Here is a 14,375-nt window from a genome sequence, read left to right on the forward strand (position 1 = left end):
GTCGGGCCGTTCGCGGAGCTGCTGCTGCGCCGCGACCTGACCGGCCGGGTGGAGGTGGCCTCCTTCGACGACGAGGTGCTCGTCGAGGCGGCCCGCCGGGTGCCGGGCGTACGCACCGTGCTCTACGTGAACCAGGGCACGGCGGACGCCGGGGCCGCCGTGGAGCGGGCCGCGGCCGCCGGCGCGGAAACGATCGCCCTGAACATCCAGCACCTCACCCTGCACACCGTGGAGGCGGCGCACGAGGCCGGCCTGCGCGTGACGGGCTGGACGGTCAACACGCTGGAGCGGCTGCGCCTCGCGCGGGCCCTCGAACTCGACGGCGTGCTCACCGACTTCCCGGAGATCCGCTCCACGGGCCGCTTCACCGCCTGAGGCCCGGGCCGTCCGCGGCCACCGGCCGCGGACGGCCCACCGCCGCCGCCACGGCCGCGGCCACCGCCTAGAGCGACTTGACCAGCAGCTCGAAGGCCAGGTCGTCGCGGAGCGGGACGCCGAAGCGCTCGTCGCCGTACGGGAAGGGGCTCATCTCGCCGGTGCGCTCGTACCCGCGGCGCACGTAGTAGGCGATGAGCTCCTCCCGTACGTTGACCACGGTCATCCTCATCTCCTTGGCCGCCCACTGCTCGCGGGCGCGGCGCTCGGCCTCGGCCATGACCTCCTTGCCGAGACCGCCGCCCTGCAGTCCGGGGCGGACCGCGAACATCCCGAAGTAGACGTGGTCTCCGCGATGTTCGAGGTGGCAGCAGGACACGATCTGCCCGCCGCGCTCCACCACGAGCAGCATCCCGTCCGGGTGGGCGACGATCCGGGCCACGTCCTCGGCGTCGGTGCGCTGCCCGTCCAGGAAGTCCGCCTCGGTGGTCCAGCCCGCACGGCTCGAATCGCCGCGGTACGCCGATTCGACGAGCTCCACCAGCGCCGGAATGTCCGCCTCCACAGCGCTGCGGAAGGTCAGGGCCTGGGGGTCGGCGCTCTGCATCGAGGGCTCCGTTCTGCGGGGGTGGGATCCGGACGGCGGCGGGGTGGCTGTTCGAGCTGCCGGGCACCCGCGCACAGAGCCTAACCTCGGTCGGCGTGTGGCCCGCACAACGAGGGCATCTCTTCCGGTGAAGCCGACGAACCGGGAGGTTCCGCCGTGCACGGTCCCGCCATGTCCCTCTCCACCTCCGTCTCCGCGTGGCTGCTCGTCCTGCTCTGCGCGGTGAGCGGCGCCTACTGCCTGTGGCGGGCGGGCAGATCCGGCGGCGGGTCCGCGGCCGCCGGGGAGGCGGCGATGGGGTTCGGCATGGCGCTGATGGCGGTCCCGCTGGGGGACGGCGCCGGATGGCGGGCACCGGTGCTCGGCGCGGTCTTCTGCGGCGCGACGCTGCACGCGGTGTGGCTGCTGCGCACCGGACCGCACCACGCGCACCACCTGGTGGGCTCGCTGACCATGGTCTACATGGCGCTGGCGCCGGGGAGCGGCCAGGGCCACGCGCACGGCGGGGGAGCCGGGCTGCCGCTGCTGACCGGGGCGCTGCTCGTCTACTACGCCGGGTACGTGGTGCTGGGCGGGGCCCGGCTGGTCACGGTGGGCGGCCCGGCCGGACCGAGCGTCCCGGCCGGACCGGCGGAGGTGGTCCGGGGCTGCCGACTGACCATGGGAATGGGCATGTTGGCGATGCTGCTCACGATGTGAGGCCGCGCGCGGGCCGGGCGGCGGGCGGGGCGGACGTGTGCTCCGTCACCCTTGTCCCGGACCACACCCGCGGGTAGCCGCGCCCTCATACGCTGACCTCATGATGGTCCCCGCCGTTCTCCTGCTGCTCGGCGCACTGACCGCGGTGCTCGCACCCCGCCTGCTGGCCCGGGCCGACTGGCCCGAGCGCGAACCCGTCGTGGCCCTGTGGGCCTGGCAGTGCGTCGTGGGCGCGGTGCTGCTGTGCTTCGCGCTGTCGATGCTGCTCAGCGCGGCCGGCGCCTGGCAGGCGGTACGGGGCCGGCTGTTCGCCCCCGCCCCGCACGGGGTGGTCGACGCGTACGGGCTCGGCGCGGCGGGCGGCCCCTGGGCCACCGGCACCGCCCTCGTCCTGGCGGGCGGCGGGCTGTGGACGGGCGCGATGCTGGCCCGGGAGGTCGTGCGGGCCCGTGCCCGGCGGCGCGCGCAGGACGCCGAGCTGCTGATGCGGGCCCCTCTGCTGCCCGGCGAGGAGCCCGCCGGGGCACGGCTCGTCGTACTGGAGGGGGAGCGTCCCGACAGCTGGTGGCTGCCCGGGCCGACCCCGCAGCTGGTGGTCACGACGGCGGCCCTGAACCGGCTCAAGGGGAGCCAGCTGGACGCCGTCCTGGCGCACGAGCAGGGACACGCGGCGGCCCGGCACGACTGGCTGCTGCACTGCTCGCGGGCGCTGTCCGGCGGGTTCCCGCAGGTCCCGGTGTTCGCCGCGTTCGAGGCGGAGATGCACCGGCTGGTGGAGCTGGCCGCCGACGACGTGGCCTCGCGCCGGTACGGGCGGCTCACCATCGCCCTGGCCCTGGTCGGGCTGAACGAGGACCGCGGGGTCTTCGGCCCCTGCCCGTCCACGCAGGCGCACGTCCCGCAGCGGGTCCGGCGGCTCCTGTCGGCCGCGCCCCGCCTCCCGGCGGGCCACCGGATGCGGCTCACCGCCCTGGCGACCCTGGCTCCGGCGATCCCGCTCCTGGTGGCCTTCGGCCCGGGGCTGAGCGCACTGGCCTAGGCCGTCTCTTCCGGATCTCGCCGGTCGAGCCCGCGCGGCGGGCGGTGGGAACGGGTGGCTCCGGATGCGAGGATCACCGGATGCGGAGCGAACGGCTGCGGCCCCGGCGGACCAGACGCGGCCGCGCGCTGCTCGCCGCCGCCCTCGCCTTCACCCTCGCCTTCGCCGTTCTGACCGTCCTGGTGGTGACCGGGTGGCAGCCGCTCGTCTCCGTCGACGACGCGATCGCGCGGAGCCTGCACGCCCACGCCGTCTCCCATCCCGGGGTCACCCATGCGATGCGGGTGCTCACCGACTGGTTCTGGGATCCGTGGACCATGCGGGCCCTGGCCGCGGCGGCCTGCCTGTGGCTGTGGCGCGGGGGCGAGGGCCGGTGCGCGCTGCGGGTCGCCTTGGTCACCCTTGCCGCCTCGGCGATCCAGCAGGGCGTGAAGGCGGGGGTGGGGCGGGAGCGTCCGGTGTGGCCGGATCCCGTTGACTCGGCGCAGTACGCCGCCTATCCGTCCGGTCACGCGATGACGGCGACCGTGGTCTGCGGGCTGCTGTTGTGGGTGCTCCCGCGCGGGGGCTCGAACCGCCTCGCGCGCGCCGCCCGTGCGCTCGCCGTGCCACTGGCCGTGATCTCGGTCCTCGGGGTCGGCTTCACCCGGCTGTACCTGGGCGTCCACTGGTTCTCGGACGTTCTGGCGGGCTGGCTGCTGGGGGCGGCTCTCGTGCTGGCCGCGGCTCCGGAGGGTGTCTGTTCGGGGCGATCCCCCGTGTCGCCCCGAACAGACGGTCCAGCGCGCTGAGTATACTGGCTCCAAGCCAGTCAACGCAGGAGCAAGCATGTCCCCGCGCAGCGCATCGGTCAATGAAGAATTGCGCAGGCGTTCCCGGGAGCGGCTGCTGCAAGCCACGGTCGAACTCGTGGCCGAGCGGGGCTACGAGGCGACCAAGCTCGGCGACATCGCCGACCGGGCGGGCGCCGCCCGCGGCCTGGTCTCGTACTACTTCCCCGGCAAGCGGCAGCTGCTGCAGTCGGCCGTGCACCGGCTGATGCACCTGACCCTGGAGGCGGCGCTCGAGCGGGAGCCCCGGACGCAGGACGGCCGGGAGCGCCTGGCGCGCGCCATCGACGCGATCCTCGGGCTGGCCCGGGACCAGCCGCGGCTGATGCGGACCCACATGGCGGGCATCCTGCAGGCGGAGGGCTTCGTCCAGTGCGTGGAGCAGCAGCGGCTCGCGGAGCTCCTGCGGGACACCGTCGAGCGGTACGGCTCGGCGGACGTGGACACCGACTATCCGCTGCTGCGGGCCCTGTTGATGGGCGCGGTGGTGGCGGTGCTGCTGCCGGGCGCGCCGATGCCGGCGGCGCGGCTGAGGGCGGAGCTGTTCCAGCGGTACGGGCTGGACTGGGAGCTGGGAGTCCCGCCGGACGGCGGACCGCCCGGCGGAACGTTTCCCTCGCCGCGTCAGCGGTAGTCGGGCTGGCTCTGCACGTTGAGCCGGTCCATCCACACCCACTTGGCGCTGTCGGTGCGCCAGTCGTCGAGCCTCAGCACGTCGAAGCCCTTGGCTATGTCGTTCGAGTAGATGTGCCCGTTGTAGTAGTACGCGGACCAGGAACCGCCGAGGCCGAGCTTGTCGGTGGTCAGCGGGCCCCGCTCGAAGTAGCCGATCTCCTTGGGACTGGTGGAGTCGGTGAAGTCCCAGACGGAGACGCCGCCCTGGTACCAGGCCTGGACCATGATGTCGCGGCCGCCGCCGACCGGGATCAGCGAGCCGTTGTGGGCCACGCAGTTCTCGGTGTCGGCCTGGTGGCGCGGGATCTTGAAGTAGCTCTTGAAGACGAGCTTGCGCTGGTCACCGCGGCCGGTGATGTCGTAGATGCCGTCGGCGCCCCGGTTGGGGCCGGTGGCCTCGTTGCAGGTGGCGCCGACACCGCCGCCCAGCTCGTCGGTGAACACCACCTTGTTCGCACGCTCGTTGAAGGTGGCCGAGTGCCAGAACGCGAAGTTCACGTTGTCCTGCACCCGGTCGATGACGCGCGGTTCCTCGGGCTTGCTGATGTCGAAGAGGATGCCGTCGCCCATGCAGGCGCCGGCGGCGAGGTCCTTGGAGGGCAGCACGGTGATGTCGTGGCAGCCCGTGGTCTTGGAGACGCCCGGGTTGGTGGGCGCGCCCGGGTTGCCGCCGTCCGGGAAGAGGACCGGGAACGCGACGACCGCGGCCTGGGTCGGGTTCTTCTTCGGGACCTTCACGATCGAGATGCCGTCGTGCGGCGGCTTGCAGTCGGGGAACGCGTCGTTCGGGGAGTACGAGGAGACGTAGAGGTAGATGTCACGGCCGCCCGGCACCAGCGTGTGGGTGTGGGAACCGCAGGCCGTCTCCACGGACTTGATGTACTTGGGGTTCTTCTTGTCCTTGATGTCGAAGATCTTGATGCCCTCCCACGAGGACTTCTCCGTGGCGGGCTGCGAGACGCTGTTGCAGGAGTCGTCGCTGCGCGAGGAGTCGGTGGAGAGGAAGAGCAGGTCGCCTTGGACCGAGATGTCGTTCTGCCCGCCGGGGCAGAGCACTTCGGTGACCTTCTTCGGCGCCTTCGGGTTGCCGATGTCGTAGATCGTGAAGCCGCTGTAGCTGCCCGCGTAGGCGTACTTGCCCTGGAAAGCCAGGTCGGAATTGATTCCGGCGGGGTCGGTGCTGGGTATGTTCGCCAGGTGCCTGATGTTCTTGCTGTGAACGATCTCGTCCTGGCCCGGGATCTCTCCGGGCCCGAGTTCCCGGCCCGCACCGTCCGCGGTGGCGGCGGCGCCCGGGTCCTGTCGCGCGCCCGCGCCCGGGAGTAAGTCCCCCGGGTCGGGGGTGGCGGCCGCGGGTCCGGCCGCCAGGAGCGTGGCGAGTAGGCCGGCCGCTGCTGCGGCCACCCCCAGGGATCCGCGCCGCGCTCTGCTGGTCTGCATCGAGGTCACTGTGCCCTCCCATGAGTCCGGTCGGTTCCGCCCGTGGTGGGAACGGAACGCGGACCCCGGCAGTATGGTCCTTTGCATGGACATGGCGAAAGTGTTACTCGGGCGAATCGTCGGAGCGGCCCTGGCCGTCGGACTCCTGCTCCCGCTCACCGGCTGCTCGGACGGCGGCGGGGCGGACGGGACGGCGGAGGGCAAAGCGGTGGTCATTGCCCCGGGCAAGCCCGGCGAGAAGGCGCGCACGATCTCCCCGGAGCAGGCGGCCAAGGAGCTGCCCGACGACAGTCCCAACGCGGCCGACCGCTCGTACGTCCGCCGCATGACCGAACACCACCGGCAGGCCCTGGCCATGAGCGCCCTCGCCCCGTCCCGCGCCTCTGCCGACGGGATCAAGCGGCTCGCCGAGCGGATCACGGCCGCGCAGCAGCCCGAGATCGGCGCGATGGAGAGGTGGACGGCCCGCTACCCGGCGCCCTCCGCGGAGGCGGGCGGCCACGACCACGCGGCGATGCCCGGCATGGCCACCGAGCAGCAGATCGACGAGCTGACCCGCGCCACGGGGGCCGACTTCGACCGGCTCTTCCTCACTTTGATGACCGCTCACCACGAGGGCGCGCTGAAGATGGCCGGCGAGGCGCTGGCCTCGGGCAACAACGTCGCCGTCGAGGAGATGGCCACCGAGGTGGTGGCCACCCAGACCGCCGAGATCCACCGTATGCGCTCGATGGGCTGACGCCCCGGACACCCGGTGTCATGCTGGGAACACCTGCGGGAGGAGCTCCGCCGTGCTTCGTATCGCCGTCGTCGGATCGGGCCCGAGCGGGGTCTACGCCGCGCAGACACTCGTACAGCAGCGTGAGGTCCCCGGGGTGCGGGTCGACGTGCTCGACCGGTTGCCGGCTCCGTACGGGCTGGTGCGGTACGGGGTGGCCCCCGACCACGAGAAGATCAAATCGCTGCAGGGCAGCCTGCGGACCGTCCTGGAGGACGAGCGGATCCGCTTCCTCGGGAACGTGGAGGTCGGCGGCCCCGAGCTGTCCACCGCCCGGCTCCTGGAGCTGTACCACGCGGTGGTCTACTGCGTGGGCGCGGCCCGGGACCGGCTGCTCGGCATCCCGGGCGAGGACCTCGCCGGCGTGCACTCCGCGACGGCCTTCGTGTCCTGGTACAGCGGGCATCCGGACGCCGCGGCCGAGGCCTTCGGCCTGTCCGGGGTGGATTCGGCGATCGTGGTCGGGGCGGGGAACGTCGCGGTGGACGTGACGCGGATCCTGGCCCGGGGCGTACCCGAGCTCTCCCCCACCGACATGCCGCAGGCGGCCCTCGGGGCGCTCGGTGCCAGCGGGGTCCGCGAGGTCCACATGGTGGCCCGGCGCGGGCCCTCGCAGGGGAAGTTCACCACCAAGGAACTGCGCGAGCTCGGCACGCTCCCGGGTGTGGACGCGACCGCGGACCCGGCGGAGCTCGCCCTGGACCCGGCGTACGCGGATCCCGGCGCGGCCCTGCCCGCGGTGAACCGGCGCAACGTGGAGGTGCTGCGCGGCTGGGCGGGCGCTGCGGCCGGCGGCGGGGAGCGGCGGATCGCGCTGCGGTTCTTCCTGCGTCCCGTGGAGGTGCTCGGCGGACCGGACGGCCGGGTCACCGGCATGCGGTTCGAGCGGACGGCCCCCGACGGCCGGGGCGGGGTCACCGGGACCGGCGTCCACGAGGACGTCCCGGCGCAGTTGGTGCTGCGCTCGGTGGGGTACCAGGGCGTCCCGCTGCCCGGTCTGCCCTTCGACGAGCGCAGGGGTACGGTCCCGCACGCGGCGGGCCGGGTGCTCCGGGAGGGCCGGGCCTCGGTCGGCGAGTACGTGGCGGGCTGGATCAAGCGCGGCCCGACCGGGGTGATCGGCACCAACCGGCCCTGCGCGAAGGAGACGGCGTCCTCCCTGCTCCAGGACGCGGGGGCGCTGGCCCGCCGCGACCGGGACGGGGACCCGCTGGACGCGCTGCGGGCGGCGGGGCTGCGGCCGGTCGAGTGGCCGGGGTGGCTGGCGATCGAGACGGCGGAGGCGGAGCTCGGACGCTCCCTGGGGCGCCGCTCCGTCAAGATCCCGGACTGGGCGGGCCTGCTGGCGGCGGCCGACCCGGCGGGCTGAGCGGGCCCGGGCGCCGGAACAGGGCGGCCGGACCGGGCCGGCGGAGAACCGCCGCGGCGACACCGCCCGGTCAGCCGGCGAGCCGCTTCTCCTCGGCGGCGGCCGCCGTGAGGACGCTGTCGAGGAGCCCGGGGAACAGCTCCGCCAGCTCGGCGCGGCGCAGTCCGTTCAGCTTGGCCGTGCCCCGGTAGCACTGGCGCACGACGCCGCTCTCGCGCAGGACCCGGAAGTGGTGCGTGGTCGTGGACTTGGTGACCGGGAGCTCGAAGTAGGAGCAGGCCAGCTCGGCTTCCGTGGCCGCGAGGTCGCGGACGATGGACAGCCGGACCGGGTCCGAGAGGGCGTGCAGGACGCCTTCGAGCCGGATCTCGGAGGCCTCGGGGTGGGCGAGGACACGGGCCGCTTCACGTTCCGTCATGTCCGTACTCCACTCGCTCGGGTGCTCCGGGGTCGGCTCCATCGTACGAGAACCGTCGTAGGAACCGGGCCGACCGGGTGGGGGTGCGGCGCGGGGTCCCCGCGCCGCACGGGTTCACCAGGAGCGGTGGTACTGGTCGGGCGTACGGATCTCCGCGCCGAGCTCGGCGGCCGCGCGGCGGGCCCAGAACGGGTCGCGCAGCAGCTCCCGGCCCAGCAGGACGGCGTCGGCCTCGCCGTTGGCGAGGATCTTCTCGGCCTGCTCGGGCTCGGTGATCAGACCCACGGCGGCGACCGGGAGGGTGGTCTCGGCCTTGACCCGGGCCGCGAAGGGCACCTGGTAGCCGGGGCCGACCGGGATCGTCACGCCGGGAGCGAGGCCCCCGGTGGAGACGTCGAGCAGGTCCACGCCGTGCTCCTGGAGCAGCGCGGCCAGCCGGACGGTCTCGTCGGCGCTCCAGCCGTCCTCCTCCAGCCAGTCGGTGGCGGAGATCCGGAAGAACAGCGGGAGTTCCTCGGGCCAGGCGGCGCGCACGGCGTCGACGACTTCGAGGGCGAGGCGGGTGCGGTTCTCGAAGGAGCCGCCGTACTCGTCCGTGCGCTTGTTGCTGTGCGGGGAGAGGAACTGGCCGATCAGGTATCCGTGGGCGCCGTGGATCTCGACGACCTGGTAGCCGGCGGCGAGCGAGCGCCGGGCGGCGGCCGCGAACTGCTCGACGACGTCCCGGATCTCCCGGACCGTCAGCTCGTGCGGGACGGGGTGGCCCTCGGCGAAGGCGACGGGGCTCGGGGCGCTGGGCTGCCAGCCGTGGGCGTCGGGGCCGACGGGGCGGCCGCCCTTCCAGGTGCGGTCGGTGGAGGCCTTGCGGCCCGCGTGGGCGAGCTGGATGCCGGGGACCGCGCCCCGGGCCTTGACGAAGCCGGTGATCCGGCGCAGCGCCTCGACCTGGGTGTCGTTCCAGATGCCGAGGTCGTACGGGGAGATCCGCCCCTCCGGGGCGACGGCCGTGGCCTCCTGGATGATCAGGCCGGTGCCGCCGGTGGCGCGCGCCGCGTAGTGCGCGAAGTGCCAGTCGCCGGCCACTCCCGCGTCCGGGCCGACGGCCTCGGCGCTGTACTGGCACATCGCGGCCATCCACACGCGGTTCGGAACGGTGACCGAGCGGATGGTCCAGGGCTGGAACAGGGCGGCGAAGGCAGCGGGGGCAGCACTCATGAGGGCTCTCCAGAGGTGACCGGACGCGCGCCGGGGACCGGCGGCTAAGTACGAGAATCACCGTACTACGAAATCTCTCGTAGTACGAGATCCCCCGTACAACAGGATCCGCCGTGCGCGTGCCGACCGGCCGCTGTCAGTGGCCGGGTGCAGACTGACGGAAAAGCTGCCATGCAGGACAACGACGTCCGGAGGTGTCGGCCATGACCGACGTGGTACTGCTCGCCGGGACCCGCAAGGGACTCTTCATCGGCCGCCGGAGCTCGGGCGGCACATGGGAGTTCGGCGAGCCCCATTTCAACGCCCAGGCGGTGTCCGCCGTCGCCATCGACCGGCGCGGCCCCGTGCCCCGGCTCCTGGTCGGCGGGGACAGCTCGCACTGGGGGCCCTCCGTCTTCAGCTCCGACGACCTGGGCGCGACCTGGCGCGAACCCGCCGCGCCCGCCGTGAAGTTCCCCCTCGACACGGGCGCCTCCCTGGAGCGGGTCTGGCAGCTGCACCCGGCCGGCCCCGAGGCCCCGGGCGTGGTCTACGCGGGGACCGAGCCGGCCGCCCTGTTCCGCTCGGCCGACGGCGGGGAGTCCTTCGAGCTGGTCCGGCCGCTGTGGGAGCACCCGACCCGGGACAAGTGGGTGCCGGGCGGCGGCGGCGAGGGCCTGCACACCGTGGTCACCGACCCCCGCGACCCGGACCTGGTCACCGTCGCGGTCTCCACGGCCGGGGTGTTCCGGACCAAGGACGGCGGGGCGAGCTGGACCCCGTCCAACAGCGGGGTCTCCGCGGTGTTCCTGCCCGATCCGGATCCCGAGTTCGGGCAGTGCGTGCACAAGATCGCCCAGGACGCGGGGAACACGGACCGGCTCTACCTGCAGAACCACTGGGGCGTCTACCGCAGCGACGACGCCGGCGGGCGGTGGACGGACATCGGCGCCGGCCTGCCCTCGGACTTCGGCTTCGCGGTGGCCGCCCACCCGCACCGCCCCGACACCGCCTACGTCTTCCCGCTCAACGCCGACTCCGACCGGGTCCCGGCGGAGCACCGCTGCCGGGTCTTCCGCACCCGGGACGCGGGCACCAGCTGGGAGCCCCTGACGAAGGGGCTCCCGTCCGGCGACCACTACGGCACGGTCCTGCGGGACGCGCTCTGCACGGACGACGCGGACCCGGCCGGGATCTACTTCGGCAACCGCAACGGCGAGCTGTACGCCAGCCGGGACGACGGGGACAGCTGGGAGCTGCTGGCCGAGCACCTCCCCGACGTCCTGTGCGTACGGGCCGCCGTGCTGAACGGGGCCGCGGCGAACGGGTAGGCCCGCCCCGGGGGGGCAGGCAGGGCCCCCGGGGTCAGCCGGTGAGGCGCCCGGCCTGGCGTACCGCCTGCGCCAGCTGCCGTACGTCCGAGTCCTCGGTGCGTCCGGCCAGCCGCTCCGCGTGCCCGGCCAGGCTGCCCAGCGGGACGGCGCCCGGCACCCGCTCCCAGCCGCCGTCCCGTTCGCGCAGCGCGGAGGCGAAGTAGGCGGCCACCGCGGTCACCTGGAAGCGCGCGGGCGGCGAACCCCACACGTCGCCCCACAGCGCCGCCGCCTCCACCCGGCCGGACTCCTCGTGCGCCACCCTGGTGCGCGGGTCCAGCCAGCGCACCGTCGCCGTCGCCAGGTGCCCGGCGGCGCCGGGGCGCAGCCGTACCGCGTACAGGGCGGTCACGGTGTGGCCGGGGCCGACCTCACCGCCGTCCACGGTGTTGTCGCGGAACGCGTCGTCGGCGACGCGGCGGTTGTCGTAGCCGATCAGCCGGAAGCGCTCGACGCTCTGCGGGTCGAAGGAGACCTGCGCCTTGGCGTCGCGGGCCCGCAGCTGCACCTGAGCCGGGAGGTCCTCGCAGAAGACCTTGCGGGCACCCTCGACGTCGGAGACGTAGGTGGTGTGCCCGTCCCCCCGGTCGGCGAGCCGCTCCATGAAGGCGTCGTTGTACTCGCTGCCCACGCCCACGCCGAACAGCGTGATCCCGTACTCGGTCCGGGCCTCGGAGATCCGCCTGAGGATGGTGTCGGCGGAGGTGGCGCCGGTGTTGGCGAGGGCGTCGGAGAGCAGGACGACGCGGTTGGTGGCGCCGGGCCGGACCGACTTGACCGCGAGGTCGTAGCCGAGGGTGACGCCGGCCTCCACGTTGGTGGAGTCGGCGGTGGTCAGTCCGTCGACGACCCGGTGGATCTCGTCGCGGTGGCCTTCGACGCGGGTCATGGGCAGCCGGGTCCGGGCCTTGCCGCTGAAGGTGACGACGGCCACCGAGTCGTCCTCGCGCAGTTGGTCCGTCATCAGATTCATGGAGGTGCGGACCAGGTCGAGGCGGCCGGGCTCGGCCATGGAGCCGGAGACGTCCACGACGAAGGTGAGCGCCGCGGGCGGGCGCCGCTCCCCGCCCTCGCCGTCCGCCCCGCCGTTCGCGGAGCGGGTGGCGAGTCCGACGCGGACCAGTGCCCAGTTCGGGTCGGAGGTGCGGGCTCCGTCGACGGTGACCGAGAATCCGTCGCCCGCGGGCTCCCGGTAGTCCTGCCGGAAGCTGTTGATGAACTCCTCGGGGCGCACGGTGGCGGGGTCGGGCAGGTTGCCGTCGGCGAGGGTGCGGCGGGCGTACCCGTAGCTGGCGGTGTCCACGTCGAGCGCGAAGGTGGAGAGGTAGTCGGCGGGCGGTGCGGCGCGCCGCCCGTCGCTCTCCCCCTCCGGCCCTCCTCCCTCGAAGGAGGAGGCGGCGGGCCGCGGCCGGGCTTCGGTGCCCTTCGCCCCGCGGTCGGCGGACGCGTTGTCGCTGACGCCCGGGCCTCCGCACCCGGTCAGCAGGACGCCGCCGGCGGCCAGCGCGGCGATCAGCCCGCCGTACGTTCTCCTGCGGGTCCGGGGACCCGTGCGGGCGGTCCCGGCGCTGCGAGGCGCAGCGGACGTGCGGTCCTCATGGAGCTTCATACGGTCTCCCTCGAACGTCATCGGTTTTGAATGGGACGTACGGGAGCGGAAGTTGGAGCATTCGAAGCCGTTGCGAACAGGTATCGAACCGACAACGGCCGGCGGGTGCGCGCCGGGCCCGCCGGAAGGGGGGACGCCGGTAACGGCCGGCCGACTGGGCCAGTAGAGTGATCGCCCGTGGCAGCACGACCGTTGAACGAGATCGTCGAGCCGGGCTGGGCCCGCGCTCTGGAGCCGGTGGCGACGCAGATCGCCGCGATGGGCGACTTCCTGCGCGCGGAGATCGCGGCGGGCAGAACGTACGTCCCGGCGGGAGCCAACGTGCTGCGCGCGTTCCAGCAGCCCTTCGACGAGGTGAAGGTGCTGATCGTCGGGCAGGACCCGTACCCCACGCCGGGGCACGCGATCGGCCTCTCCTTCTCCGTGGCGCCCGAAGTCAGCCCGTGGCCCCCGAGCCTCGACAACATCTTCCGCGAACTGCACGCCGACCTCGGGACGGGCCGCCCCCTCAACGGGGACCTGACCCCGTGGACCCGGCAGGGCGTCCTGCTGCTCAACCGCTCGCTCACCACCGCCCCGCGCAAGCCCAACGCCCACCGCGGCAAGGGCTGGGAGGCCGTGACCGAGCAGGCCATCCGCGCGCTCGCGGCGCGCGGGAAGCCGCTGGTGTCGGTGCTGTGGGGGCGCGAGGCCCGCAATCTGAGGCCCCTGCTGGGCGATCTGCCGGCCGTGGAGTCGGTGCACCCCTCCCCGATGTCCGCGGACAACGGGTTCTTCGGCTCCAGGCCGTTCAGCAGGACCAACGACCTGCTGGTCCGCCAGGGCGCGCAGCCCGTGGACTGGCGGCTGCCCACCGCCGGTTGACCGTGCGGGTGACGGTACGGTTCACGTGGGTGACGGAACCGTTGAAGCGTATACGACATTCCTTGCATAAATACGGACAGATGCCGCCCGAGAAGGCCCTGCCCGAACACCCGGTTCCGATAAGCCAGTAGCATGCGGCGCCATGAGCTCCCCCACTGGGCCCGCAAATGGCCTGCCCGTACGAATGCCGCGACCCCGCCAGACCGGACGGCACCGCCGGCCCGAGCCCGCGGTGGCGCCCGAGGGCGCGCCCGCGCTGGTGCTCGCCGTGCCCGGTGCCCCTTCGGCCTCCTCGCTGGGGCTCGCGGAAGAGATCATCAGCATCGGCCGGTCCGAGCTGCCCGGCCTGGACGCCCGCGTCGGCTTCCTCGACGGTGACGACGCCACCGAGTTCCCCTCCCTGTCGGGCGTGCTGACCGCCGTCGCGCAGGACCGTGCCGCGCGCGCGGAGTTCGCCCGCGCCGCCGGGCACGAGGTGCCCGCGCCGACCGGCCCCGACGCCGTGGTCGTGCCCCTGCTGGCCGGCCCCGACGGGGATCTGCTGCGCCGCATGCGCCAGGCCCTGATGGACTCCTCGGCCGCGGCCGAGCTGGCCGACGTACTCGGTCCGCACCCGCTGCTCGCCGAGGGGCTGCACGTGCGCCTGTCCGAGGCGGGCCTGTCCCGCGCCGACCGGGCCCGGCTCTTCTCGGTGACCACGGCCGCCGACGGCATCATCCTGGTCACCACCGGTGGCGAGGAGGCCGTGAAGGCGGCCGGGATCACCGGCATGCTGCTGGCCGCCCGCCTCGCGGTGCCCGTGATGGCGGCCGCGCTGGACGAGGAGGGCTCGGTGGCCGCGACGGCCGACCAGCTGCGCCGCGAGGGCTCGGCCCAGCTCGCCCTGGCCCCGTATCTGATCGGCCCGGAGGCCGCCGAGGGGCTGCTGGACACCGCGTGCAAGGAGGCCGACTGCGCCACCGCCGAGGTGCTCGGCGCGTACCCGGCGCTCGGCAAGCTGGCCGTCACGCAGTACTCCGCTGCCCTCGGCATCCCGCAGGGCGCCGCCTCCCACTGACCCCCTCCCGCTCATGCCGTACGCATCGGCCCGCGCCCCGGACTTCTC

15 protein-coding genes are annotated in these 14,375 nt (G+C 73.7%); 10 read left to right on the plus strand and 5 right to left on the minus strand.

Annotation, left to right across the window (positions count from 1 at the left end; all coding sequences use genetic code 11):
* Positions 1 to 375 (plus strand): glycerophosphodiester phosphodiesterase (locus ACWGDE_RS25915; protein ID WP_453391427.1); only part of this gene is annotated, 375 nt, incomplete at its 5' end.
* Between the two features lie 67 nt (positions 376 to 442).
* Here the strand turns inward: ACWGDE_RS25915 and ACWGDE_RS25920 are convergent.
* Entirely contained in the window at positions 443 to 982 is a 540-nt protein-coding gene (locus tag ACWGDE_RS25920) for a GNAT family N-acetyltransferase (protein ID WP_453391428.1), read from the minus strand.
* A 171-nt stretch (positions 983 to 1,153) separates the two neighbouring features.
* Between ACWGDE_RS25920 and ACWGDE_RS25925 the strand changes: the two genes are divergently transcribed.
* The 4 genes from ACWGDE_RS25925 to ACWGDE_RS25940 all read left to right on the plus strand — a co-directional run bounded on the left by ACWGDE_RS25925 (position 1,154) and on the right by ACWGDE_RS25940 (position 4,184).
* Positions 1,154 to 1,681, plus strand: coding sequence for a DUF5134 domain-containing protein (locus ACWGDE_RS25925; protein WP_453391429.1), 528 nt, complete (start codon positions 1,154 to 1,156; stop codon positions 1,679 to 1,681).
* 100 nt (positions 1,682 to 1,781) lie between these two features.
* A complete protein-coding gene (locus ACWGDE_RS25930) occupies positions 1,782 to 2,720 on the plus strand; it encodes a M56 family metallopeptidase (RefSeq protein ID WP_453391430.1) in 939 nt (312 codons plus the stop codon).
* Positions 2,721 to 2,800: 80 nt separating this feature from the next.
* On the plus strand, positions 2,801 to 3,511 hold the full coding sequence (locus tag ACWGDE_RS25935; RefSeq protein WP_453391431.1) for a phosphatase PAP2 family protein: 711 nt from the start codon (positions 2,801 to 2,803) through the stop codon (positions 3,509 to 3,511).
* A gap of 37 nt (positions 3,512 to 3,548) precedes the next feature.
* The gene (locus ACWGDE_RS25940; RefSeq protein WP_453391432.1) at positions 3,549 to 4,184 is read left to right on the plus strand and encodes a TetR/AcrR family transcriptional regulator; all 636 of its coding nucleotides are present in this window, start codon (positions 3,549 to 3,551) and stop codon (positions 4,182 to 4,184) included.
* On the opposite strand, the gene ACWGDE_RS25945 is transcribed toward ACWGDE_RS25940, so the two are convergent.
* Positions 4,175 to 5,665 (minus strand): LVIVD repeat-containing protein, encoded by a 1,491-nt coding sequence (locus ACWGDE_RS25945; protein ID WP_453391433.1) that lies wholly within the window; start codon positions 5,663 to 5,665, stop codon positions 4,175 to 4,177. The genes ACWGDE_RS25940 and ACWGDE_RS25945 overlap by 10 nt on opposite strands.
* A gap of 85 nt (positions 5,666 to 5,750) precedes the next feature.
* Here ACWGDE_RS25945 and ACWGDE_RS25950 point away from each other — a divergent pair, with 85 nt between their 5' ends.
* Together ACWGDE_RS25950 and ACWGDE_RS25955 are read left to right on the plus strand one after the other, a co-directional pair.
* Positions 5,751 to 6,404, plus strand: coding sequence for a DUF305 domain-containing protein (locus tag ACWGDE_RS25950; RefSeq protein ID WP_453391434.1), 654 nt, complete (start codon positions 5,751 to 5,753; stop codon positions 6,402 to 6,404).
* Positions 6,405 to 6,456: 52 nt separating this feature from the next.
* The gene (locus ACWGDE_RS25955) at positions 6,457 to 7,812 is read left to right on the plus strand and encodes an FAD-dependent oxidoreductase (protein ID WP_453391435.1); all 1,356 of its coding nucleotides are present in this window, start codon (positions 6,457 to 6,459) and stop codon (positions 7,810 to 7,812) included.
* 70 nt (positions 7,813 to 7,882) lie between these two features.
* Here the strand turns inward: ACWGDE_RS25955 and ACWGDE_RS25960 are convergent, their stop codons facing one another.
* Together ACWGDE_RS25960 and ACWGDE_RS25965 are read right to left on the minus strand one after the other, a co-directional pair.
* Positions 7,883 to 8,230 carry an ArsR/SmtB family transcription factor gene (locus ACWGDE_RS25960; RefSeq protein ID WP_453391436.1) on the minus strand — a complete coding sequence of 116 codons (348 nt, stop codon included), beginning with the start codon at positions 8,228 to 8,230 and terminating at the stop codon, positions 7,883 to 7,885.
* 114 nt (positions 8,231 to 8,344) lie between these two features.
* Positions 8,345 to 9,445: an NADH:flavin oxidoreductase/NADH oxidase gene (locus ACWGDE_RS25965; protein ID WP_453391437.1), complete on the minus strand. Its 1,101-nt coding sequence runs from the start codon at positions 9,443 to 9,445 to the stop codon at positions 8,345 to 8,347.
* Between the two features lie 203 nt (positions 9,446 to 9,648).
* On the opposite strand from ACWGDE_RS25965, the gene ACWGDE_RS25970 reads away from it, so the two are divergent.
* A complete protein-coding gene (locus ACWGDE_RS25970; protein WP_453391438.1) occupies positions 9,649 to 10,755 on the plus strand; it encodes a WD40/YVTN/BNR-like repeat-containing protein in 1,107 nt (368 codons plus the stop codon).
* A gap of 34 nt (positions 10,756 to 10,789) precedes the next feature.
* Here ACWGDE_RS25970 and ACWGDE_RS25975 read toward each other — a convergent pair whose 3' ends face one another.
* Positions 10,790 to 12,406: a YfbK domain-containing protein gene (locus ACWGDE_RS25975; protein WP_453391439.1), complete on the minus strand. Its 1,617-nt coding sequence runs from the start codon at positions 12,404 to 12,406 to the stop codon at positions 10,790 to 10,792.
* A gap of 177 nt (positions 12,407 to 12,583) precedes the next feature.
* Here ACWGDE_RS25975 and ACWGDE_RS25980 point away from each other — a divergent pair, with 177 nt between their 5' ends.
* Positions 12,584 to 13,270, plus strand: coding sequence for a uracil-DNA glycosylase (locus ACWGDE_RS25980; RefSeq protein ID WP_453391440.1), 687 nt, complete (start codon positions 12,584 to 12,586; stop codon positions 13,268 to 13,270).
* A gap of 142 nt (positions 13,271 to 13,412) precedes the next feature.
* A complete protein-coding gene (locus ACWGDE_RS25985) occupies positions 13,413 to 14,327 on the plus strand; it encodes a sirohydrochlorin chelatase (RefSeq protein WP_453391441.1) in 915 nt (304 codons plus the stop codon).
* Positions 14,328 to 14,375 lie beyond the last annotated feature (48 nt).

This window comes from Streptomyces sp. NPDC054956 (genome assembly GCF_053609185.1).